The sequence below is a fragment of the Pseudomonas sputi genome (assembly GCF_021603585.1).
GTDB lineage: Bacteria > Pseudomonadota > Gammaproteobacteria > Pseudomonadales > Pseudomonadaceae > Aquipseudomonas > Aquipseudomonas sputi.
In genome coordinates this window covers 289,473-312,825 of record NZ_BQHI01000006.1, presented here as the reverse complement: position 1 = coordinate 312,825, position 23,353 = coordinate 289,473, and the positions used below count along the sequence as shown (strand labels likewise).

Here is a 23,353-nt window from a genome sequence, read left to right as displayed (position 1 = left end):
TTCAAGGAAGGCAATCGCGCCCGGTGGCGCGGCCGGGCTTCAAACCCGGTTGGGGACGGCATCCGTTCCCGGGCAGGTTCGACTCCGGCTGCCTTCCGCCAATTTGCCCTTCAAAAACCCAGCGGGTACTGGATCACCACGTAGATCCGGTCGATGTCGTCGCCCGCCTGGGCGCTGTTGGCCCGGTGCGACACGTGGGACAGTTGCACCGACAGATCCTTGGCCGCGCCGGACTGGACGATGTAGCGCAGATCGATGTCGCGTTCCCAGTGTTTGCCGCCGTCTCCTTGCTGTGGCTGGTATTGACCGCTGTCCGCATCGAACGGGTTATAGGCGCCGCCCCTGGGCGCGTGGGTGCCGTCGATGTGGCTGCCGGACACGTAGCGGGTCATGAAATTCAGCCCCGGAATGCCGAAGGCGCCGAGATCGAGGTCGTAACGTGCTTGCCAGGAGCGTTCGTGGGCGCCGTTGAAGTCGGCGTATTTGATCGAGTTGGCCAGGTAGATCGAGTCGCCGCCGACGAAATCGAACGGCGTGTCGCCATTGATGCGTTGCCAGCCGAGCATGACCGCGTGGGCGCCAAAGGTGTATTTGCCCGAGAGGCTGAACGCGGTGTTGTCGATGTCGCCGGCCAGCGCCTGCCCGGTGTCGCGGGTGTGGTAGACGTTGGCATCGAGCAACAGCCCGGACTGTTTGAAATGCAGGTTGGCGTAGTACTGGCGCCAGGTGTCGCTCAGCTCTGACGCATACAGCGCGCCGCTGAGCGGGCTGTCGCTGAACAGGTCGGTGCCGACAAAACTGATGCTTTCGCCTTGGGTGCTGGCGCCATAGCCCTGAAAGTCGCCTTTGCCGGAGGAACTGTCCTGATTCTTGAAGGCCGTGAAGCGCCCGGCCACAACGCGGGCGCTATCGATTTCGCGGCTGTCGAGCAGAAAACCCGTGGCGTACTCCGGTTGCAGGCGTTTGTCCGAGGTATCGAACACCGGCGTTTCCACGGTCATTTCACCGAAGGCGAGGGTGGTTTTCGAAGCCTTGAGCTTCAGCGCACCGCCGGCGCTGGAATACTCGCTTTCGCTCCGACCATCGCTGTCCACCGGCAACAGCCCGGTGCCGGAGTGCCCTTTGCCGCCATCGAGTTTGAACCCATAAAAGGCGTGGGCATCAAGGCCAAATCCGACGGTTCCTTGCGTGAAACCGGATGCGAAAGTACCGATAAACCCTTGAGTCCATTCCTGTTTGTAGTTTTTTTCGGCGGGTGAGGGCGAGCGGTAATCGTTGCTCAGGTAGAAGTTGCGGCTGAGCACTTCGGTCTTGGCGTCATCGAGAAAATCGCTGGCGCACGCGGTATCGGCGAGCCCGCCAATCAGTAAGGCCAGCGCGAGGCGCGGTCTGGATAAAACCATCATGTGTCAGCAACCAGGATTGGCGGAAGATGACGCCATGTTCACGCGGATCGGCTGCCGGCGATTGAGCGCATGTGCTGAGTTGAATGTGTGAACAAGCGTCATGTTCCGCCGGCCGGCTCAGGATGGATTGCTCAAAGCACAAGACTTCACGCTCAAAAGCCGGATAATGGCGGCCAATTTGTTTAGCCCGCTATTCTGGTAACCCGCATGGAAATCAAGGTCAATTTTCTCGACAACCTCCGACTCGAAGCCAAGTTCGATGACTTCACGGTGGTGGCCGATCAACCGATCCGTTACAAGGGCGATGGCTCTGCACCGGGTCCGTTCGACTATTTCCTGGCGTCGTCGGCCTTGTGCGCGGCTTACTTCGTAAAGTTGTACTGCAGCACCCGCAATATCCCGACTGAAAACATTCGTCTGTCGCAGAACAACATTGTCGATCCGGAAAACCGCTACAACCAGATCTTCAAGATCCAGGTCGAGCTGCCGGCGGACATCTCCGAGAAGGATCGCCAGGGCATCCTGCGCTCGATCGACCGTTGCACGGTGAAGAAGGTGGTGCAGGCCGGGCCAGAGTTTGTGATCGAGGAAGTCGAGAACCTCGACGCCGATGCCCAGGCCTTGCTGATGCCGGTTTCCACCTCAGGCGCGGGCACCTGCATTGCCGGCAAGGACCTGCCGCTGGAACAAACCATCGCCAACATGTCGGGGATTCTGGCCGACCTGGGCATGAAGATCGAAATCGCTTCGTGGCGCAACATCGTGCCTAACGTCTGGTCATTGCACATCCGCGATGCGCAGTCGCCGATGTGCTTCACCAACGGCAAGGGCGCGACCAAAGAGGGTGCGCTGGCCTCGGCGCTGGGCGAATTCATCGAGCGGCTGAACTGCAACTTCTTCTACAACGATCAGTTCTGGGGCGAAGAGATCGCCAATGCCGAGTTTGTGCATTATCCAGACGAGCGCTGGTTCAAACCGGGCGCCAAAGATGAGTTGCCCGTAGAGATCCTCGACGAATATTGCCTCGGTATTTACAACCGCGACGGCGAACTGCGCGGCTCGCACCTGTACGACACCAACTCCGGCAACACCCAGCGCGGCATTTGCTCGCTGCCGTTCGTGCGTCAGTCCGACGGTGAGGTGGTGTATTTCCCGTCCAACCTGATCGAAAACCTGTTTCTGAGCAACGGCATGAGCGCCGGCAACACCCTGGCCGAAGCCCAGGTGCAGTGCCTGTCGGAAATCTTCGAACGGGCGGTCAAGCGCGAAATCCTCGAGGGCGAAATGGCCCTGCCGGATGTGCCGCAAGAGGTGCTGGCGAAATACCCGGGCATCCTCGCCGGGATCAAGGCGCTGGAAGAGCAGGGCTTCCCGGTGCTGGTCAAGGACGCATCGCTGGGCGGTGAATTCCCGGTGATGTGCGTGACGCTGATGAACCCGCGCACCGGTGGCGTGTTCGCCTCGTTCGGCGCGCACCCGAGTTTCGAAGTGGCGCTGGAACGCAGCCTTACCGAGTTGCTGCAGGGCCGCAGCTTCGAAGGCCTCAACGACCTGCCACAGCCGACCTTCTCGGGCCAGGCCGTGACTGAGCCGAACAACTTCGTCGAGCACTTCATCGATTCCAGCGGCGTGGTGTCGTGGCGGTTCTTCAGCGCGAAGGCCGACTTCGAATTCGTCGAGTGGGACTTCTCCGGCAATGGCGAAAACTCCAACGCCGAAGATGCCGCGACGCTGTTCGGCATCCTCGAAGACATGGGCAAGGAAGTCTACATGGCGGTCTACGAGCACATCGGCGCCAAGGCCTGCCGTATTCTGGTGCCGGACTATTCGGAGATCTACCCGGTAGAAGACCTGATCTGGGACAACACCAACAAAGCGCTGCAGTTCCGTGCCGACATCCTCAACCTGCACAACCTGAGCAAAGTCGGCCTGCGCAACCTCGTCAAAGGCCTGGAACACAGCGAGCTGGACGACTACACCGATATCACCACGCTGATCGGCATCGAGTTCGACGACAACACGCCATGGGGCAAGTTGACCATCCTGGAATTGCGCCTGCTGATTTACCTCGCCTTGCAGAAGTTCGAGCAGGCCAAGGATCTGGTCGAAGCCTTTCTGCAATACAACGACAACACGGTCGAGCGTGGTCTGTTCTATCAAGCAGTCAACGTCGTGCTGGAAATGGAACTGGACGAGGATCTGCAGCTGGAAGATTACGAAGCCAACTTCCGCCGCATGTTCGGCGACGAACGCATGGATGCGGCGATCGGCTCGGTCAACGGCAGCGTGCGCTTCTACGGTCTGACGCCCACCAGCATGAAGCTGGAAGGGCTGGATCGACACCTGCGCCTGATCGAGAGCTACAAGAAACTGCACGCGGCGCGAGCCCACGTCGCGGGTTGATTGTTTTTGCAGCGCGCACACGACAAACGCCCCGACTTGTTCGGGGCGTTTGTTTTTGTGATGCGAAGATGAAAGAAGGCCTTCGAGCCCATCAACTGGCGGTCTGCGATTTGCGGTTTGTCCGATCCTTTCCTGGAACCGCCGTTGCGTCGCTTTTTTTATGCTTGCTGAAACGTTTCATCACGTTTATAAAAAAGGTTACAACTCCAAGAAAGGCTGCTGCCATGACCCCGCTCAAACTCGTTGTTGCCCTCAGCGCACTGTCCGCTGCCTCCCACGCCATGGCCTGGGATTACGTTCTGCTCGACACCGACAAAGCCGCTCAGAACTGGCAGATCACCAGCCAGCAACTCGGCGTGAAAACCGACAAACCCTTCAGCGTCAGCCTGCGTACCTTGCATGGCGGTCGGCAGGAGGGCGTCAGCATTGTCGACATCGATAACGGCACGATGAAACTCTCGGTGGTGCCGACGCGAGGAATGAACGTCTTGCAGGCCTCGGTCGGCAATGTGCGAATGGGTTGGGATTCGCCAGTCAAGGAGGTGGTCAATCCGTCCTTCATCGAACTCAATGGCCGCGGCGGTCTGGGTTGGCTGGAGGGTTTCAATGAGCTGGTGACCCGCTGCGGATACGAATGGGTCGGCCACCCCGGCGTCGACAACGGCGAACTGCTGACCCTGCACGGTCGGGCTGCCAACATTCCGGCGAACAAAGTCACCCTGCACATCGATGAAACGCCACCGTACGCCATCACCCTGCGCGGTGAACTGAAAGAGCAGGCGTTCAAGAAAGTCGACTTCTCCGTCGCCACCGAACTGGTCACTGAACCGGGCAGCGTCGTGTTCGCCCTCAACGACACCCTGACCAACAACGGCGACTATCCGAAGGAATACCAGGCGCTGTACCACAGCAACTTCAGCACCCCGTTTCTGGAGCAAGGCGCTCGTTTTGCCGCGCCGGTGAAACAGGTGTCGCCGTTCAACGACAAGGCCCAGAGCGATTTGGCTGAATGGCAAACCTACCGCGCACCGACCAAGGACTACGACGAAACGGTTTACAACGTGGTGCCGTATGCCGATGCCAAGGGCGATACGTTGACCGTGTTGCATAACAAGGCCGGCAGCCTGGGCGTTTCGGTTGGCTTCAATACGCAAACATTGCCGGTGTTTTCCCTGTGGAAGAACACCGATACCCAAGGTCAGGGTTACGTCACCGGGCTGGAGCCGGGGACAAGTTTTTCCTACAACCGCCGTTATCAGCGCCCACTGAACCTGGTCCCCACCATCGGGCCGAAGGAACACAAAAACTTCCGCATCAGCTACAGCTTGTTGGCGGATAAGGCGGCCGTGGACAAGGCCTTGAAGCAGGTGAGCGAGATTCAGGGCGGGCGGGAGACTGAGGTGCGGCAGGCGCCGTTGGTTGACCTGACCAAGGGCTGACACCGGCTGGAGCGTTCTTGGCCGATACCGCAGCACCTCGGCCAAGTGTTCGGGCCCGATTCCGTCGGCTGCTACAAGGTCCGCCAGCCAGTGCGCGACCTTGAGCTGTCGATGGGCTGCTCGCAATGACAGAGACTGCCGGCACTTGGCCGGCCAAGTCAGTCATTCACGATCAGAGATCGTCGGCGTCAGAGCGCAGCTTTCACCTGCAATCCAAACACCAACGCATTGTCGATGTCCTGCCCGGAGAACGCGCCCGGTTCGATGATGTATTGCACATTCGGGCGCAGCGTCAGCCATGGAGTGGCTTGATAGCCGTAGCCGAGTTCGATCAATTGTTCGGCGCTGTCCAGATTGGGGAACGCGGCGCCATTGGCCACGGCGGTGTCCTGCAGTACATCGCGGCTGCGCGGGTTCGGCACTGCGCGGCCGTAGCCCAACGCCACAGTGTCACGCGGGCGGCCTTCAAAAGGCTTGTACAGAACCAGGCCGGTGCCGTACCACTTGCTGAACGGCGAAGCCGCTTCGCTGGCCGCCGAGTATTGGCCGAAGGCATGCAGGCTGCGCCCTTCCGAGGTGTCCGAAGCCCAGACGGTCTGGTCGATCAGGACGTAGTGACCGCCGCGCCCGGACACTTCCTTGTCACTGCCGATGCGTTTGACGTCGGAGCTGTCGTAGTAATAACCCACCTTGTACTCGCCCGGCAGTTTGCCTGCCTGCTTGTAGACCAGCTCGATCGGCACCACGGTGCCGGTGGTGTGTTTCGGGCCCAGGTGCCAGGCACGGCTGGAATTGCCGTTACTTTGCGGATCGACATTGAACGCGGCCACGCGCAGTTGCCAGGCCGGGGACAGGTCGTATTTCACCCGCACACCCAGATGCGCGTTGGGGTAGTTGGTCCAGCCGCTGCCACCGGACATGTTCAGCGGATGGCCGCAGAAACCGGCGTTCATGAAGTTGCAGAGAATGCCGCTGTCCAGCCCGCCGAGGTCGTTGCCCATGGCCATGTAGCCGAGTTTGACGTTCAGCGCCGGGGTCAACAGGCTGCGCTCGTAGCTCAGCTCGGTCAGGCGGGTGTAGAGGCCGCCGTAGTTTTCCTGGATCGGCAAACGGTTGCCGACCAGGTCTTCGGAGGCACTGTTGCCGCGTCGATCGTTGATGGTCAGCTGAATCTTGCCGGCGTTGTCCACGCCGTACAGCTTGCTCAGGTCGAACTGCGCGCCGAGTTTGATGTTTTGCGAGTAACGCGCCGAGCGATGCAGGCCGCCATCGGCGTTGTAGGCGGTTTCGCCGGTGTAATCACCGGTGAACTTGATGCCGTCTTCGTCGAGCTGGTGGCGCAGGCCGCCCCAGTCGCCGGTCAGGGTGTTGCGGGTGAACACGTTTGAATCGGTGTCGGCAAGAGCGGGCAGGACAGCGCCGCAGGTGAGACCGAACAGCATGCCGGTGAAAACCCCGGCGTGAGAAAAGCGAACAGCCAATGACATTGCGCAAATCCAGAACGAAGGACATGAAACGACGCGACACCCGAAGGTGCCGCGCACAAGTGAAGTGAAGGGGGACGCTGCGGTTTACGGCAGGGCGTACGCCATCACGTAGTCGCCGCGATCGGTCGACTGGCGAGCGCCACCGGCGGTGATGACCACGTATTGCTTGCCGGTTTTCGGCGACACATAGGTCATCGGGCCACCCTGGCTGCCGACCGGCAGACGCGCTTTCCAGATTTCTTCACCGTTGGCGCTGTTGAACGCGCGCAGGTAGAAGTCTTGAGTACCGGCGATGAAGATCAGGCCGCCCTGAGTCGACAGCGTGCCGCCGAGGGTTGGCAGACCGATCTTGATCGGCAGGTGCATGCGGATGCCGAGCGGGCCGGTGTCTTCAACGGTGCCGACCGGAACTTGCCACGCGACTTTCTGGGTTTTCATGTCGATGGCGGTCAGCGTACCGAACGGCGGGGCCTGGCACGGAATGCCGGCGACCGACAGGAAGCGGTTTTTGTTCACGGCGTAAGGCGTGCCCTTGAGCGGCACCGCGCCCATGCCGGTGTTCAGCGCTTCGCCACCGGAAGAGACCTGAGCCTTGTTCTGCGACGGAATCATCTGAATCCACAGGCCCAGGCGCATGTCGTTGACGAAGATGAAACCGTGCACCGGGTCAGTGGAGATGCTGCCCCAGTTCATGCCGCCCAGCGAACCCGGGAAACTCAGGGATTTGTCAGTGCCCGGCGCGGTGTACAAGCCGTCGTAACGCATCGACTTGAAATCGATCCGGCACAGCAACTGGTCGTACGGCGTGGCGCCCCACATGTCCGATTCAGTCAGGTGCTGGGCGCCGATCTGCGGCATGCCCACCGATTTCGGCTGGGTAGGGGAGTACGGCTCGTTGGGGATATTGGCAGCCTTGACCGGCACTTCTTTAACGTCGGTCAACGGTTTGCCGGTAGCGCGGTCGAGCACGTAAATCTGCCCGGCCTTGGTGCCGATGACCACCGCTGGCACGGTTTTACCGTCCTTGGTGAAGTCGATCAGGCTTGGCTGCATCGGCAAGTCGAAGTCCCAGAGGTCGTTGTGCACGGTCTGGAATACCCACTTTTCTTCGCCACTGTTGGCGTCCAGCGCCAGGACGGAGGCGCCGTAGGTGTGATCGAGTTTGCTGCGCTCGACACCATAGATGTCGGTGGACGAACTGCCCATCGGCAGGAAGATCGTATTGGTCGCCGGGTCATAGGACATCGGCGCCCAGCTGTTCGGCGTGCTGCGCACATAGGTGCTGCCGTCTGCCGGTGCCTTGCGATCGGTTGGATTGCCCGGGTCGAAGGCCCAGCGCATGGCACCGGTCATGACGTCGAAACCGCGGATCACGCCGCCTGGCATGTCGGTTTGCACGTTGTCAGCCACACGACCGCCAACCACCACGGTGGTGCCGGCCATCAGTGGCGCGGAGGACAGTTGATAGTAACTGTCCGGGACATCACCCAGACCAGCCTTCAGATCGACCTGGCCGTTGTTGCCGAAACCCCGGCAGAACTCGCCAGTGTCGGCATCGACCGCGATCAGGCGGGCGTCGATGGTATTCGTCAGCAAACGACGCGTGCAGTTGGCGACCGGAGCGGTCGGGGTTTCAGTCACTGGCGAGCTGGCCGGTTTGACGACGGCGGTGCTGGCGTCGAAATACGCCATGCCACGGCAACGCTGCCAGACTTTGGACTGAGCGTTGATCGCGTTTTTCCAGAGCTCTTTACCGGTATCGGCATCCAGCGCAATCAGGTTGTTGTGCGGGGTGCAAATGAACACCTTGTTGCCGATCTGCAGCGGAGTCAGCTGGTCTTCGGCGCCATTGCCGTCGCTCTCGGCGATGTCGCCGGTGTGGTAGGTCCACGCCACTTTCAGCTTGTCGACGTTGCTGCGATTGATCTGATCCAGCGCGGCAAAGCGGCTGCCGCCCTCGGTATTACCGTAATGCGCCCAGTCTTTTTGCGCCTTTTCCGGCTCGACCGGCGTCAGGCCCGGGCCGGTGCCGGTCGGGGCGACAGTCGGGTGCGCGACGAACATGTTGCCGGCAGCCACGGCCAGTCCAACGGCCAGAACAGCCGCAACGCCGTAAGCACCGCGACCTGCAACGTCACCATTGGCGCGTTTGAGCAGCGGATAGACCAGCGCGACCACCAGACCCACAGCGCTGAACATGAACAGGCGCGAGAACACTGGCCAGAACACAAGTCCTGCGTCGATCACGGCCCAGATGGCGGTCCCAACCAGAAACGCCGCGAACAGCCAGGCACCGGCAGGCTTGCGCCGCGCGATCAGCAGACCGGAAACGGCCATCGCCAGACCACCCACCAGGAAGTACCAGGAGCCTCCCAGGCTGACCAATTTCACACCGCCAGCGGCCAGTGCCAGGCCGAGCAGAGCGATGACCACGCCCAGCCCGACCAGAATGAATGTTGATATGCCCGAGAGGCGTTGACTCTGCTTCACGTTGAATGTCCCGTTGAAATGAGGCGAGCATTATATAGTTAGGTAACTACCTAGTTAAATCACTAAATCAGAATGAAGTGTAGTTTGCGGCTCGAAGGCGCGTCGGATCGGGGACGGTAGGTTCCTGTGAGGCTGCAAGCGATATTGAAATGCGGTTGAAAGTCGCTTTTCTGCCAGGGGATGTGGGAGTTTTGACAGGTAGTGGCCACGCCCGGGCTTCGGCTGATTAGACTAATGGCTAACAGCGCCAGCTTCATCGTGAAGACATCGTTCGCGTAGATGACCTTCAGGTATTCGTGACCACGGCGACCTTCTTCAGGCAGAAGCAGATCGCAGGAAGACTTCCCGCATGTTGCGGAAAATACAAAGCTGCCAGCCTTCCATCAGGGAGGGCTGGCAGCCTTGACGACAGATGGCTTCGACTCAGGCGACCGGAATCGGGTTCTCTACCAGTGCCTGGTTGAACTGGTTGATCAGCGCGTGCTCATTCATACCCTGGTTGGCGCGCAACGGGACAACCCGATCCACCAACACCTCAGTGGTCGCCGTCTCGAGTTTTTCCAGGGTTTCCTGAATGAATTCGTCGAGCGGCATGGCGCGCTCATCGCCGCTTTTGTGAATCAGGTCGGTGTCGACCCACGGCGGTGCAATCTCCAGCACTTTTACGCGGGTGTCGCGCAGGGTGAAGCGTTGCGACAGCGAGTAGGAATGAATGGCCGCCTTCGTCGCCGAGTACAACGCGGTCGCGGCCAGCGGCAGGTAGGCCAACACGGAGCTGTTGTTGATGATAAAGGCTTCGGGTTGACGCTTGAGGTGTTCGACGAATGCAGCGCTGACACGTACCGGGCCGAGCAGGTTGGTTTGCAGCAGGCTCACCGCCTGTTCGTCGTCGTAGTCGCCCGAGGCGGGATTATCGAACGGCATGATCCCGGCGTTATTGATGATCACGTTCAGCGCGGGATGGCGGCGTATGACTTCCTGGGCGACTGCCTTGATCTGCTGCGGGTCATTGATGTCCAGCTGCACCGTGTCGATTCCGGGGTTGGCTCGGGCGATCTCATCCAGCAGGGCCTGGCGACGCCCCGCGATGATGACTTGATTGCCGCGCTGGTGGAACGCCTCGGCCAAAGCGCGGCCAATGCCGGAAGTGCCGCCGGTGATGAAAATCGTGTTAGCGCTGAGTTTCATGATTCATATCCTTTAGATAGCGATCAGTTGGCGTTGTAGCGCGGTGCGAGCCGGTTGCTCGAAAGTTCGGAGAACAAGGCTTGGCGGCTGGCTTCGTAACGCTCGTAGCCTTGCAGGTCGTGCATCGAGGGGATGGAGATCAGCACGCCGTTGTCGAAGTCCTGCAGGGCGCCGGCGACCAGGTCCTGGGCCGACATCACGATGCCCGGATCCAGATGCTCGACAGGCAATCCACCGATCTGCCAGAAGTCCGTTGCGGTCGCGCCGGGCAGGACAGCCTGAATCCGGATGCCTTTATCCGAGAGTTCCTTGTGCAGGGACTGGGTGAATGCGGTGACGTAGGCTTTACTGCCGCCGTACACGCCGTTGAGCAGCTCTGGCGCCAGGCTGACGATGGACGAAATATTGATCACGGCGCCTTGTTCACGGGCGACAAAACCTGGAATCGCGGCGTAGGTCAGGCGGGTGAGGGCGGTGACGTTCAGCGTGATCATCTCGGCCATCCGCTCGACATCGCTCTCCAGCAGGCCGGTATGGGTGCCGATGCCGGCATTGTTGACCAGCAAGGTGATGCTGGCGTCCTCACGCAACTTGCGTTCTACCTTGGCGAGGTCCTCCGGGCGGCCGAGATCTGCCTGCAACACTTCGATGTTCTGCCGGGTTTCGGTAGTCAGACGGCTGGCCAGTGTGTTCAGACGTTCACGGTTGCGTGCCACCAGCACCAGGTCGTACCCGCGGCGGGCAAGGTGTTCGGCGTAGATCGAGCCGATGCCGGTGGACGCGCCGGTAATGAGCGCAGTGCCTTTGTATTGTTGCGTCATGATCAAGCTCCGTGGGGTTGGGTGTGGAGCCATGATGAAGGAGGGGGGTGATGTCTTAAACGACGTATATGGTAGTGTTTAAGGACATTCAAAAAGGAGTTCAGTCATGCATCGCGTCGGCTATCTGATTACCGAAGGTTTTCAGGTGATGTCCCTGGCAACCCAGGCTGTATTCGAGTTCGCCAACATCGTCGCGGGGGAAGAGATCTACAAGGTCCAGAACTTCTCGATCGGCGGCGGCACAGTGCGTTCCTCGCTGGGCATGTACATCGACACGCTCCCTCTGGGCGCCCCGGGATTGGCTGACACCTGGATGATTACCGGTACGCTGACCCCGTTGAACCCTCCGGGTGAAGAGGTGCTGGCCAGTGTGCGCGCCTTCGTCGACGGAGCCCGACGCACAGCGGGTCTGTGCACCGGTTCGTTCGTTCTGGCACAGGCTGGTGTTCTGGACCATCGAAGGGCGACCACCCACTGGGCGTATGCGAACAAGCTCCGTGAGCTGCATCCGAAAATCGAGGTCGAGGAAGACCGGATCTTCATCGTCGACGGTCCCATCTGGACGTCGGCTGGCATGACAGCCGCGCTGGACATGGCGCTGGGCATGGTTGAAAAGGACTTGGGGACGGACATGGCGAGGTCGGTGGCGCACAAGCTGGTCATGCATCAACGGCGCTCGGGCGGGCAATCCCAGCATTCGGAACTGCTCACGCTTGCTCCAAAGTCTGACCGTATTCAAAGTGCGCTGGAGTATGCGCGCACGCACCTGGATCGCCCGCTCAGCGTGGAGGAACTTGCCGACGTCGTGCACTTGAGCCCCAGACAATTCACCCGGGTGTTTACCGCCGAGACAGGTCAGTCACCGGCCAAGGCTGTTGAAAGCCTGCGTCTGGAGGCCGCTCGCCTGATGATCGAGCAAAGTCGTCACAGCATGGACCGCGTGGCGAAGGAAACGGGATTTCGAGACCGTCGCCACATGCGCGAAGTGTTCATGCGAGGGTTTGGCGTTCCGCCGCAGGCGGTTCGACGAGATGCCAGATTCCACGAGCGGCGTATCCGCACCGAGCAAGAATGACGAGACTGCGTTGCGCGGACATTGAATAGATTTGCGAGGTGTATTGAGAGAGCAGGCCCTTGTTGCTGAAAGGGGTTCTGTCACAAATCGGAGTCCGGTTGGGTGGCGATGTGGAAGGCGTGGTGTTGGGCGAAAAGATCCAGCGGGAAGCCGATCGGCTGCTGGCGCAGATTGTCCGGGCAGACTCGATGATCATTGCTGTCAAGGCAGGGGCGAGGGCGGATGGTTTCGTGCTGGGACTGGAAACCGGCGGTGCTTTGCGTGCCGGCGATGCCGAGAGGCTTTACATCATTTTCGAAGCCGCGCTGGTGGAGCGTTTGAAGTCATTGTCGCGAGGCTGATCAGAGCGGCTGATTGAATCGAAATGCATGAACAGCCATCTACTTGAACTATAAGCTGACCACTCAGTCAGGATGGTTGACGATTACTATTCTGAGGGTGTCATCCATGCGCAATTACACGATCACGTATCTGTTCAACGATCAGCCCCGTACCCATCAGCTTGAACTGCAACAGCCTGAATTGCCCATTCAGGACGCGGCCATGCACGTGTTGCAGTTACATTTCGGGGACGGTGAGAACAGCCTGATCATGCCTGATGCTGACTCCACACCCGAGGAGATTATCGAGCAGGCGAGCCTGGTCGGAATCACTCGGATCGAAGTGGTGGATGCTCAAGGCGAGTAGGGCGATCCGGAACCTTCGAGCATCCAGGCTATCCCATCCTAGTGCTACGCTAAGCGCTGTGATCCGAGTGCCTTTGGGCGTTCGGTTTTTATTTTCACTTAATGTCATTGACCCGCAGGTGTAACGGAACATGGCGCTGAAGGGCAACCCAAAGCGCCACCTGATACGTCAAGGATGTGCTTTATTTCCAGGTGACTTGCATGACACCCAATGCCGACCCAAACGCCGAACCTACGCTCAACCCGCCGGTTTTTTACACCTCAGCTGTCATCCTGCTTCTCTTGGTTCTATACGCCAGCATCTTCCATAATCATGCCCAAGTCGTGTTCGCCAATGTCCAACATTGGATCATTACCAATGTGAGCTGGTTTTATATATTGGCGGTAGCCATCATTCTCGGCACAGTGGTTTTCCTCGGCATGAGCAGGTACGGAGACATCAAGCTGGGGCCGGATCACAGTACCCCGGACTACAGCAGCACGACCTGGTTCGCGATGCTGTTCTCGGCGGGCATGGGCATTGGTTTGATGTTCTTTGGTGTGGCTGAACCCGTCATGCACTTTCTCAATCCGCCCGTGGGGGACGGCAGTACGGTTGCGGCCGCCCGCGAGGCGATGAAAATCACCTTTTTTCACTGGGGGCTGCATGCTTGGGCGATCTACGCCATCGTAGCGATGATCCTGGCTTACTTCAGTTATCGGCACGGCTTGCCATTAACGCTGAGGTCTGCCCTGTATCCGTTGATTGGTGATCGCATCTACGGCCCTATTGGCCACGCTGTCGATATCTTCGCGATCATCGGGACCGTTCTAGGCGTCGCCACCTCACTTGGCTTTGGTGTCTCTCAAATCAATACGGGACTCAACGCCCTGTTCGATATACCGATCAGCACAACAGTGCAAATCATCTTGATCATTGCCACAACAGCCCTGGCCACAATCTCTGTCGTCACTGGCTTGGACAAGGGGGTACGTCGACTTTCCGAGCTCAACCTGAGCCTGGCGGTTCTGTTGCTTGTAATGGTCATCGTGCTTGGACCGACGGTGTTCATTCTGCAAACCTTCGTACAGAACACTGGAGGTTATCTTACGGAAATCATCAGTCGAACCTTGAACCTGTATGCCTACCAGCCTACGGACTGGATTGGCGGGTGGACGCTGTTCTACTGGGGCTGGTGGCTGGCCTGGTCTCCGTTCGTGGGTCTGTTCATCGCTCGTATTTCTCGTGGCCGAACTATTCGTGAATTCGTGACGGGCGTTCTGCTGGTGCCGGCGGGTTTCACACTGCTGTGGATGACGGTGTTTGGTAATACCGCGATTCACATGATTCTCACAGACGGGCTGTCAGACCTTGGAGCGGCCATCGATAAGGATACATCCCTCGCATTATTTGCCTTCCTCCAGCACTTCCCATTTTCCGGGGTGATCTCACTGGTTGCCATCGTCATGGTCTTAGTGTTTTTTGTGACTTCCGCAGACTCCGGGGCAATGGTGGTTGATATGCTGGCCTCGGGAGGGTCTACGAAAACACCAGTCTGGCAAAGGGTCTTCTGGGCTTGCAGCATGGGCTTGGTGGCAATCGCACTGCTGTTGGCCGACGGTCTGAAAGCGCTACAGACAGCGACCATTGCCAGCGCATTGCCGTTCACCATCATTCTTCTTTTCAGCATGCGAGGATTGCTCAAGGCGCTGAAGCTCGACGCCACAAAGCGCGGATTGCGTTATCAATCACTTTCGCCAGGCACGGCTCGTGGCACGGGGGGCTGGCAACGCCGGCTAAGAACCATGGCCATGTTCCCGCGTCGAGCTCATATACTTCGCTTCATTTCAGAGACCGCAAAGCCGGCCTGCCAGTCGGTGGCGGAGGAATGGCGCAAGCAGGGCTATTCTTGCAATGTCGAGGATGTGGAGGACGGTAGCGTTCGGCTCAGCGTTGGAAGTGCTGATAATCCTGAGTTCATTTATGAGGTGCGACCCCATCCCTACAACATGCCCAGCTTTGCAATAAGTGACACGCAGGATGATGAGCGTAAATACTTTCGAGCCGAGGTACATCTACGTGAAGGGGGGCAGGATCACGATATTATGGGATGGTCTCGCGAAGACGTGATTGGGGATATCCTTGATCAGTACGAGCGACATATGCATTTTCTTCACCTCACCGGCTAGCCTTCTGGGCTGCACCGCACGGAAAAAATGCCAGAGAACTCGCCTCGGCCATTGAGTCCGAGGCTAAAGGGCGTTGATATCCAAAACTGTGAAAAATCATCAGGAATATCAATGCCCGCTGAAATATCTTCAAAACTCATGATCGTCCTCCAATGACTTAAGAAGTCTGCCCGTCAATTCCATTCAGCTTGCAATACTCCTCCCACTCCATTTCTACCATTTCTGCTATTTCTCGATGAAACGCTAGAGTCAGATATTCAAGTTCTTTGGGAGACTCGGAAATCAGGGTAAGCGTCAGTTCCCACACCTCGATCCCCAAGCGCTTGGCTTCTTCTTCAAAGGCTGACTCGATACATGCCTTTTTCTCTTCCTGACTCAGTCCTTGGACGGCGTCATTCAGTGATGAGTTGCCATTGAAGAACTTCGACAGTGCAAATTCTCTTCGCAAGTCATCGGAGGTCATCGGATGCTCCTGCTCAGTGAGTTCTCCGACGATTTCCACGCCGGTGCGAGGTCACGTCGGCCACGGTCATGCAGTCACAGGTTCATCGAACCAATCGCGGATGGTTTTGTAAAAAAACAGATGCATCGTGTCCCACCAACGTATCCACCAAACACCGGATTCACCGTCTTCAAGTGTTATCAATGGCAGGCTCCCAAGTTTCTGCTCAGCTTCGTACAGATCCAGTTGGCCAACGATGGTGCCAGCAGAAATAGGCGCCTCGAGAGGTCCATCAATCTCCAGTCGTGTCTCTACCTCGCGATTCTCATTTTTTGGCAAGGTGAGGGTCAGATCGTCCAGTAGTCCTACAGCGATCAACCGTTCTTTACCTTTCCACAGCGTAGGCCACGAGAGTATCTCCCCTGCTTTTTTGTACGTTCGGGTATCAAAGTAGCGAAAGCCATAACCCATGAGCTTTTCCGTTTCTGCCGTGCGTTTATGTACGCTGCTGGCACCCAATATCACACTGATCAGGCGTCGCCCGGCTCGGTGCGATGACGCCACCAAGCAATAGCCGGCGGCCTCAGTATGGCCAGTCTTCAAACCGTCAAAGCTTGCGTCGCGCCATAGAAGCAGATTGCGATTGGCCTGCCGAATACCGTTCCAGGAAAAGTGTTTTCTGGAGTAAAGGGCGTAGGACTGAGCCCCTTGGCTGATGATTGCCCGAGCCAGCAAAGCCATATCGCGAGCGGATGAATAATGCTCTGGATCCGGCAGCCCGGTGGAATTCGCAAAATGTGTGTTACCCATACCTAGTTCAGATGCGGTCGAATTCATCATCCCGACGAAGGCACCCTCACTTCCGGCCACATGTTCGGCGAGGGCAACGCTCGCGTCATTTCCAGAGTCGATAATCACGCCGCTGAGCAAATCGCGAACTGAAACCGAGCTGCCTGGATCAAGAAACATTCTTGAACCCCCCGTACGCCAGGCATTTTCGCTAATGGAGCTGATGTCATCAGCTTTGACATGCCCGGCCTTGATTTCAGCTGTGGTAACAAACGCGGTCATCATTTTCGTCAGGCTCGCAGGGGGTAAGCGCATATCGCTGTTGTGACTGGTAATCACGCTACCCGTAGCCGCGTCGATCAGTATCCAGGCTTTAGCCCCGAGCTTGGGCGGCGCCGGGATCATCGCCCCAGGTGAGTGGGTTTCACCCAGTGCAGGGTTGGCGAAGACTATTTGCATCGTTAGACAGAGCACTGTTAACACAAGCGGGGACAACAGGTATCTCACAAGGAAGAGGCCTTGGATCAGTAAAATGTGCTGCAAAGCTAGCCCTGAGCTCGGGAGGGGCTCAAATTAAGCTGGATTAAGTAAAATTTAATGTGCAGATACCGGTAAGTCCGTAGATCAAGGGGACACCATCGGGCAGACAATCAAGACGCGGGTACCGCTATGCATGGTGGTGGGCTGGATATCCAGCGTGTAGCCGTGCAATTTCACGATGGCCGCGACCAGGGACAATCCGAGGCCATGCCCAGGCTGCATTCTGCTGGCATCGCCTCGGTAGAGCCTGCGGATGACATTTGTACGGTCTGTCTCGGGTATGCCAGTCCCATCGTCAGCAACTTCAATGATGACCGATGATGCCTCGATACTTCCTCGCAATTTGATGTGGCCTCCCTCTGGGGTAAATTTAATCGCGTTATCGAGCAAGTTGACCAAGGCTTCAAACATCAACGAAGAGTCGCCATACAACTGGGGCAGGTCATTGGTTATTTCCAGGGAGAGCGTCTGAGAACGATCTAGAGCTAAAGGCTCATAAAATTCATGAGCCTGCTGCAGCAGCGCCATGATTTGTAACGGCGCAAAGGCCGAGCGGCGACGAATGTCATCGAGTTCAGCAACCCGAAGCAAGCCTTGAAAACGCACCATGATCGATTCGCTTTCTTCAAGGGCTTGATTCAATATTTGCTCATGATCACTGTCCATAGGCAGTTGCTGGAGCTGATAAAGCCTTGCACGCAGCCGTGTTAGTGGCGTACGCAGATCGTGGGCGACTCCATCACAGACGCTCTTTACCTCATGCATCAGTTGCTCGATATGATCGAGCATCGTATTCACGGCGCTCGCCAGCATATCCAACTCATCGCGGCGAGCGGATAAGGGCAAGCGCTCCGACAAGTTGCCAGAAACGATACTTTCGGTACAAAGCTGCAGGCGTTTGACGCGGCGTAACGGCAGACGCCTCAACAAATACCAGCCAATCAATCCGGGGATGAGTGTTAACGAAAATCCCCACATCAATGCCTGCTCGATAATCCCGCCAACGGCCAAGATCGAGCCACCGTCGCGCGCCAGAATAAGAATATGCCCGTCAGGGCGGCGTGCTAAGAGGGCATAACTGCTTCTGGTTTCCTTGTCAGGTAACGCAATGCTCAGTCCGCGCTCGAGATAATGAACCTTGCCATCATCGGGCAAATTGGAGCGCAGTTTGAGCAAGTCTCCGGCAACGTGTTGTCCGTCGGCAGTGAACAATCCGTAAGCATCAATCCCGGGGGTTGAATAGGCTTCACTGGCAGCCAGTTCTTGCACCAGTTTTTCGTCATCGATTTTTTGATAATAGTGGGCCCGCTGCAATAACGTTCGCTCTGCAACGGTCCCCAGGTAGTGGGATATTTGCCAGTACAACACTCCGGTGAAGAGCGCGCCCCAAACCACAAAAAACACGGCGTAGAACCCGATCAATCGACTACCGGACGAGCGCCATTCCTCAGTCTTTGGGAGTAAGGACATAGCCGGTACCACGTATTGTATGAATGACGGGAGTACCTTCGTCACCCTCGAGCTTTTTGCGCAGCCGCCCAATGTGAACATCAATGATGTTCGTCCCAGGATCAAAGTGATAACCCCAGACCTCTTCGAAAAGCATGGTCCGGGTGACCAATTGACCGGCATTGCGCATCAGGTAATTGAGTAGCTTGAATTCGGTCGGTAGCAACAGGATGTGCTCGTCATTTCGAGTCAGTTTGTGCTCAACCAGATCCAGTTGCAGGTTTCCGCAACAGAGTTGCGGACGGCTTGTATCCGCACTGGTGCGCCGAAGCAACGCATCAAGACGGGCAACCATTTCGATAGCAGAAAAGGGTTTGGTCAAATAGTCGTCGCCGCCAGCGCGCAGCCCCTGAACACGCTCATCGACGTCTGAAAGTGCGCTGATCATCAGGACCGGCGTTTGAATTCCGAGACTACGCAATGTACTGACAATCGTCAGTCCGTCAAAATCGGGAAGCATTCGATCCAAGGTAATGGCGTCAAAACCACCTGCAATCGCCAGTGCCAGCCCGTCACGTCCAGTCGCAGCCCATTTTGAACTGAAACCGTGGCGTTGGAGTTCAGCGGTGATGATTTCCGCCGTAACCTCGTCGTCCTCTATGACCAACGCGCAACTCATACCGTCCTCCGCTTCCGCCTGCTTTTAGTGCTTGCCACTCGATTCCGAGAGCCTAAGCAGGTCTACCTTAATGACCCGCCCTGCGGCCAAAGATTAAAAATTCTTAACCCACCTTAACCATGATGCCTGCAAAAGCACGAATACATTCACAACCAGACAAGCCCCGTACCGAGAGGAAGAAGCGCATGACCCCGTATCTGGCGTTCTTTTTGTTGGCCTTTGGTTTGGTATGTACCTACGCAGGTCAGGTCACGGAGCGAAGCAATCAGGCATGACTGATTCGGGGCTGAGGCGGTCAGCGCGCCTCTTGCAACCAACAAGTTCCTACTGATGTCCGTTGTGTATAAATGCAAATCAATGGTTGGCTTCCGCCCCTGGAGCACCCTATGACTCGGCAAGAAGAGTTTTTGGCAAAAGCCTTGGAAATACACCATGAGTACGAACAGGCGACAGCGGCCATCCGCGACATGATGAGTAAAAACATGGCCCAAGGTTCTGAGTGGGACGCTGCGGTCGCCAGGCAGCTTGCAGCTCTTGATACCTGGATGGAGTTGCCGAGAGGTTACGGAGATTTCCGGGCCAACCCCTGATGCCTATAAGGCAGGCATCTGGGGCGTTTCGTCGAAGCGTACTCAAGGGAGCGGCTTCTTCGATCATTGAACCAAGCCAGGAGGCGATTATTCGCGCGATACCTCCATAGGCGCCTTTTCAGGCAATCGAATCGATGACCGCCGCATCAATTGCTCTCACAACTCCAGATTTGTATGAAGGGCTGGCTGTTGGTCGGTTCTCCAACCCATCGACTCATGAAGTGACACGTCCCCTCCACACATAATTGATAATCTCCAGCCTCAGGCGTTCGTCCCAGACGCAGAGGTTGAAGCGGTGGCACCTGTCGACGGTAGTGCCAACTGCCGTTCTCCAGTCGAGCATCCTCGGGAACTTCCATTCCCGCGCCACTGCCTCGGATTCTGGCCTCCATCAACACCAGGCCATGTTGAGTGACGCGATAGTCCTCCTCCCAACGAATCTTCTCGATGGTGTGGTTCCACGCCAGTGTGAACTGCGAAATGGGTAACTGGGCCCAGGCGACACCCGCCAAGCCCATGCACAATCCAATCATGCGTCAGCCGTCCCGACCTGATGCGACCGCCAAAGGTGTTGCAGGATTACCAGCAACCCAAGTGCGAAACCAAGTTCATCGGTCAGGGGCAACGCCACGATCAATAGCGCACCCGCCCCCACACACAAGATGCGTTCCCATAGCGCCATCTTCTGCTGTAAGTAACCCGTTGAGGCCATTCCCCACAGACCGACCGCCAGCGTCGTCTTGATCAGCATGTAGGCCGTCATCCATAAACTGTCACCTTGCAACATGAGCGCAGGGTTGTAGACGGCCATGAACGGAATAATGAATCCAGCGAGGGCAATACGCACGGCCCATAGGCTGATCCGGAATCCGGCTTCCTTCGCAATGGGTGCTGCGGCAAAGCAGGCGAGGGCCACCGGTGGAGTCAGGTCGGCGAGGATTCCGAAATAGAACACGAACATGTGTGACACGATCAGGGGCACACCCAGTTCCAACAGCGCAGGTGCTGCGATTGAACTGGTAATGATGTAGTTGGGGATGGTCGGAATGCCCATCCCGAGCACCAGGCAAGTGATCATTGTGAGCACCAGTGACAGCAGCAGGTTGTCCCGGCCAATGGCCAAGATATAACCCGCAAAAGTCGAGGCTACACCGGTCAGAGACACCACGCCGATGATGATGCCCACCAGTGCACAGGCAATCCCCACAGGTACGGCATGTCGTGCACCTTCGACCAGCGCATGCAGGCAAATCGTCAGCGTTTTCCGGCCACCTTTGATGAGTCCGCACATGAACACCAGCACTGCGATGACTAAAAAAATCACGCTGATTCCCAGCTGGAAGAATCCGGTGCACAGAACCCCGAGGGCAATCCAGAACGCACAACGCAGGCCCAGGCTGTGCACTCTCAGGATGATCGCCGAGCCAAGAATGACGATGGCCGTCAGTGCCAGCCCCACCATGCCGGAGAACAGAGGCGTGCGACCGGAAAACAGTAAGTAAACCAGAACCACCAGTGGAATCAGCAGATACCAGTTTTCCTTTACAGCGCCTAGCGCACTGGGACATTGGTCCTTGGGGAGGCCTTTGAGGTTCGAGCGCTTAGCTTCCAGATGCACCATCCAGAATACCGACCCGAAGTAAAGAATCGCGGGAATCAATGCCGCCTTGGCAATCTCAATAAACGGTACGTTGATGGTTTCAGCCATGATAAAGGCAACGGCCCCCATCACTGGCGGCATTAACTGGCTGCCCATGCTGGAGGTTGCTTCGACCCCGCCGGCAAACGCTGCCCGATAACCAAAGCGCTTCATCAACGGGATTGTGAATTGTCCTGTCGTCACAACGTTGGCAATCCCCGACCCGGTAATGGTTCCCATCAATGCCGAGGAGGCGACCGCAACCTTGGCCGGCCCGCCGAGCTTGTGACCGAACAGTCCCATCGCGAAATCGGTGAACAGCTTGATCATGCCAGCCTGTTCTAAAAACGCACCGAACAGGATGAACAGGAAAATGTAGGTGGCCGAAACGTAAGTGGGTGTTCCGTACAGCCCTTCAGTGCCGAATGAAAGTTGATTGATGATCTGGTCAAATCCATATCCCCGGTGTGCCAGGTCACCGGGCAGATACTCACCAAACAAGCCATAGGCCAGGAACAGGCCACAGATGACGGGCAATGCTATTCCCATTACCCGTCGTGCGGCTTCGAACACCAATGCAATCAGGACGAGACCGATGACGGTGTCTGCGATCGTCAGATCGCCTGAGCGCTGAATCAGGTCGGCCTCGAACACCCACTGATACAACGCCGTAGCAATCCCGGCCAGACTCAATACCCAAGCCAGCGGCTGCCAAGGACGATCCTTGCCGTAAGCCGGGTAGCTCAGAAAGACTACCCAAAGCAAAAAACCGACGTGTACGGCGCGTAATATCTGACTTGAGATGGGGGCAAACGCTGCGGTGACGATCTGAAAAATCGAGAACAGCAACGCCACGTAAAACAGGGTTTTTGGCCAGTCTCGCGGATTCGCAGAGATGCCCTGATGCTCGTCACTCATTAGCTGCCTACCTCACGACCACATTGAAAAGAGCGAACGAAGGCGCTGCGGTCTACGCCGCAACGCCTTGTGCCGTTACAACGCGCCTTTTTCCTTGTAGTAACGTTCCGCGCCCGGGTGCAGGGCTATCGGCAGGTTTTTCGCTGCATTTTCCAGTTTGATGTCCTTGGCCGCCGAATGAGAGTTGCCCAGACGGGGCAGGTTTTCGAACAACAGCTTGGTCATTTCATAAGCCACTTCATCGGGCAAGTCGGCACGCGTGACCAGAATGTTGGTGATCGCCACCGTCGGCACCGCTTCAGGTTGCCCGTCATAGGTATTGGCCGGAATCATGGCGCCCTGATAGGCGGGGTTGCCGATTTTTGCGACCACTTCAGTCGGGATCGCAACGTAGTTCAACGGCATGACAGAGGACAGATCGCGAATGGCCGCCATGCCCAACCCGGAAGATTGCAGGGTGGCATCCAACTGCCTGTTCTTGATCAATTCAACAGATTCGGCAAAGGGCAGGTATTGCACTTTACCCATGTCTTCATAGGTCAGGCCTGCTGCCTTGAAAATCGCACGTGCGTTCAGTTCAGTGCCTGACTTTGGTGCTCCGACCGAGATGGTCCTGCCTTTGAGGTCGGCCAGGGTTTTGATGCCTGACTCTTTGCTGGCCACGATCTGAATATAGTTGGGGTAGGCCCCTGCGATGGCGCGCAATTTGGTTAACGGCGTGCTGAAACCGGCATCCTCCACACCGTTCTTCGCATCCGCTACAGAGTCCCCCAGTGCGAGTGCCAACTCTCCACGACCGGCTTGCAACAGGTTCAAATTTTCCACCGAGGCTTTTGTGGCTTGAACCGAAGTTTTCACGCCAGGGATGCCATCGTTGTAGATCTGTGACAGGCCAACACCAATGGGGTAGTAAACCCCACTGGTTCCGCCCGTCAGGATGTTGATGAACACCGGGGCGGCTTGAGCCGCAGTGGCGATTGCAAAGGTAGCGGCGGCCAGCAGGATGAAGCGGTTTTTTACTCGCATGGGAAATCTCCGTCTTGTTTTTGGCTTTATGCAGAGTGATTCCACTGTAGTTGATTCAGAGACGGATAGGGGGCTTGAGCCAGTCTTGGTGGTTGCTGCATGGATAGAACCGGGCCA

At 57.4% G+C, this 23,353-nt stretch carries 20 protein-coding genes, 1 tRNA gene and 1 pseudogene; 8 read left to right on the top strand and 14 right to left on the bottom strand.

The features are described 5' to 3' along the window. Positions 1 to 5: 5 nt before the first annotated feature. Positions 6 to 101, top strand: a tRNA-Sec gene (locus L6D81_RS11835). A 9-nt stretch (positions 102 to 110) separates the two neighbouring features. Here L6D81_RS11835 and L6D81_RS11830 read toward each other — a convergent pair. Then, positions 111 to 1,403: an OprD family porin gene (locus L6D81_RS11830; RefSeq protein WP_373874303.1), complete on the bottom strand. Its 1,293-nt coding sequence runs from the start codon at positions 1,401 to 1,403 to the stop codon at positions 111 to 113. Positions 1,404 to 1,613: 210 nt separating this feature from the next. Between L6D81_RS11830 and L6D81_RS11825 the strand changes: the two genes are divergently transcribed. Further along, positions 1,614 to 3,809 carry an OsmC domain/YcaO domain-containing protein gene (locus L6D81_RS11825; protein ID WP_236179568.1) on the top strand — a complete coding sequence of 732 codons (2,196 nt, stop codon included), beginning with the start codon at positions 1,614 to 1,616 and terminating at the stop codon, positions 3,807 to 3,809. Positions 3,810 to 4,033: 224 nt separating this feature from the next. Next, positions 4,034 to 5,248, top strand: coding sequence for an aldose 1-epimerase family protein (locus tag L6D81_RS11820; protein ID WP_236179560.1), 1,215 nt, complete (start codon positions 4,034 to 4,036; stop codon positions 5,246 to 5,248). A gap of 9 nt (positions 5,249 to 5,257) precedes the next feature. Here the strand turns inward: L6D81_RS11820 and L6D81_RS11815 are convergent. From L6D81_RS11815 to L6D81_RS11795, 5 genes and pseudogenes are all read right to left on the bottom strand, one after another. Beyond that, positions 5,258 to 5,389, bottom strand: a pseudogene (locus tag L6D81_RS11815) (magnesium chelatase subunit ChlI family protein); the annotation flags it as partial. Between the two features lie 47 nt (positions 5,390 to 5,436). Then, positions 5,437 to 6,735 carry a carbohydrate porin gene (locus L6D81_RS11810; protein ID WP_236179557.1) on the bottom strand — a complete coding sequence of 433 codons (1,299 nt, stop codon included), beginning with the start codon at positions 6,733 to 6,735 and terminating at the stop codon, positions 5,437 to 5,439. Between the two features lie 84 nt (positions 6,736 to 6,819). Then, positions 6,820 to 9,225 carry a glucose/quinate/shikimate family membrane-bound PQQ-dependent dehydrogenase gene (locus tag L6D81_RS11805; RefSeq protein WP_236179555.1) on the bottom strand — a complete coding sequence of 802 codons (2,406 nt, stop codon included), beginning with the start codon at positions 9,223 to 9,225 and terminating at the stop codon, positions 6,820 to 6,822. A gap of 423 nt (positions 9,226 to 9,648) precedes the next feature. Continuing rightward, positions 9,649 to 10,413: an SDR family oxidoreductase gene (locus tag L6D81_RS11800; protein ID WP_236179553.1), complete on the bottom strand. Its 765-nt coding sequence runs from the start codon at positions 10,411 to 10,413 to the stop codon at positions 9,649 to 9,651. A 23-nt stretch (positions 10,414 to 10,436) separates the two neighbouring features. Beyond that, the gene (locus L6D81_RS11795; protein WP_236179551.1) at positions 10,437 to 11,234 is read right to left on the bottom strand and encodes an SDR family NAD(P)-dependent oxidoreductase; all 798 of its coding nucleotides are present in this window, start codon (positions 11,232 to 11,234) and stop codon (positions 10,437 to 10,439) included. A gap of 106 nt (positions 11,235 to 11,340) precedes the next feature. Between L6D81_RS11795 and L6D81_RS11790 the strand changes: the two genes are divergently transcribed. From L6D81_RS11790 to betT, 4 genes are all read left to right on the top strand, one after another. Continuing rightward, complete coding sequence (locus L6D81_RS11790; protein WP_236179549.1) at positions 11,341 to 12,309, top strand: GlxA family transcriptional regulator; 969 nt, start codon at positions 11,341 to 11,343, stop codon at positions 12,307 to 12,309. 110 nt (positions 12,310 to 12,419) lie between these two features. Next, complete coding sequence (locus tag L6D81_RS11785; RefSeq protein ID WP_085747576.1) at positions 12,420 to 12,650, top strand: hypothetical protein; 231 nt, start codon at positions 12,420 to 12,422, stop codon at positions 12,648 to 12,650. A gap of 106 nt (positions 12,651 to 12,756) precedes the next feature. Then, positions 12,757 to 12,996, top strand: coding sequence for a hypothetical protein (locus tag L6D81_RS11780; protein WP_236179546.1), 240 nt, complete (start codon positions 12,757 to 12,759; stop codon positions 12,994 to 12,996). 200 nt (positions 12,997 to 13,196) lie between these two features. Then, entirely contained in the window at positions 13,197 to 15,164 is a 1,968-nt protein-coding gene (betT, locus tag L6D81_RS11775; protein ID WP_236179544.1) for a choline BCCT transporter BetT, read from the top strand. Here the strand turns inward: betT and L6D81_RS11770 are convergent. The 5 genes from L6D81_RS11770 to L6D81_RS11750 form a co-directional block, all read right to left on the bottom strand. Continuing rightward, positions 15,161 to 15,304, bottom strand: a complete 144-nt coding sequence (locus L6D81_RS11770; protein WP_236179542.1) for a hypothetical protein — start codon at positions 15,302 to 15,304, stop codon at positions 15,161 to 15,163. The genes betT and L6D81_RS11770 overlap by 4 nt on opposite strands. A gap of 17 nt (positions 15,305 to 15,321) precedes the next feature. After that, positions 15,322 to 15,627, bottom strand: coding sequence for a DUF6388 family protein (locus L6D81_RS11765; RefSeq protein WP_236179540.1), 306 nt, complete (start codon positions 15,625 to 15,627; stop codon positions 15,322 to 15,324). Positions 15,628 to 15,693: 66 nt separating this feature from the next. Continuing rightward, complete coding sequence (locus L6D81_RS11760; RefSeq protein ID WP_236179538.1) at positions 15,694 to 16,854, bottom strand: D-alanyl-D-alanine carboxypeptidase family protein; 1,161 nt, start codon at positions 16,852 to 16,854, stop codon at positions 15,694 to 15,696. 165 nt (positions 16,855 to 17,019) lie between these two features. Further along, the gene (locus tag L6D81_RS11755; protein WP_373874301.1) at positions 17,020 to 18,357 is read right to left on the bottom strand and encodes a sensor histidine kinase; all 1,338 of its coding nucleotides are present in this window, start codon (positions 18,355 to 18,357) and stop codon (positions 17,020 to 17,022) included. A 25-nt stretch (positions 18,358 to 18,382) separates the two neighbouring features. Further along, positions 18,383 to 19,063 carry a response regulator transcription factor gene (locus tag L6D81_RS11750; RefSeq protein ID WP_236179530.1) on the bottom strand — a complete coding sequence of 227 codons (681 nt, stop codon included), beginning with the start codon at positions 19,061 to 19,063 and terminating at the stop codon, positions 18,383 to 18,385. A 386-nt stretch (positions 19,064 to 19,449) separates the two neighbouring features. On the opposite strand from L6D81_RS11750, the gene L6D81_RS11745 reads away from it, so the two are divergent. Beyond that, positions 19,450 to 19,653 carry a hypothetical protein gene (locus L6D81_RS11745; RefSeq protein ID WP_236179528.1) on the top strand — a complete coding sequence of 68 codons (204 nt, stop codon included), beginning with the start codon at positions 19,450 to 19,452 and terminating at the stop codon, positions 19,651 to 19,653. A gap of 146 nt (positions 19,654 to 19,799) precedes the next feature. Here L6D81_RS11745 and L6D81_RS11740 read toward each other — a convergent pair whose 3' ends face one another. From L6D81_RS11740 to L6D81_RS11730, 3 genes are all read right to left on the bottom strand, one after another. Next, complete coding sequence (locus tag L6D81_RS11740; RefSeq protein WP_236179526.1) at positions 19,800 to 20,186, bottom strand: DUF1850 domain-containing protein; 387 nt, start codon at positions 20,184 to 20,186, stop codon at positions 19,800 to 19,802. After that, on the bottom strand, positions 20,183 to 22,210 hold the full coding sequence (locus L6D81_RS11735; protein ID WP_236179524.1) for a TRAP transporter permease: 2,028 nt from the start codon (positions 22,208 to 22,210) through the stop codon (positions 20,183 to 20,185). Before L6D81_RS11735 ends, L6D81_RS11740 begins: the two co-directional genes overlap by 4 nt. A gap of 75 nt (positions 22,211 to 22,285) precedes the next feature. Then, the gene (locus L6D81_RS11730) at positions 22,286 to 23,236 is read right to left on the bottom strand and encodes a TAXI family TRAP transporter solute-binding subunit (protein WP_236179522.1); all 951 of its coding nucleotides are present in this window, start codon (positions 23,234 to 23,236) and stop codon (positions 22,286 to 22,288) included. Between the last annotated feature and the right edge of the window lie 117 nt (positions 23,237 to 23,353).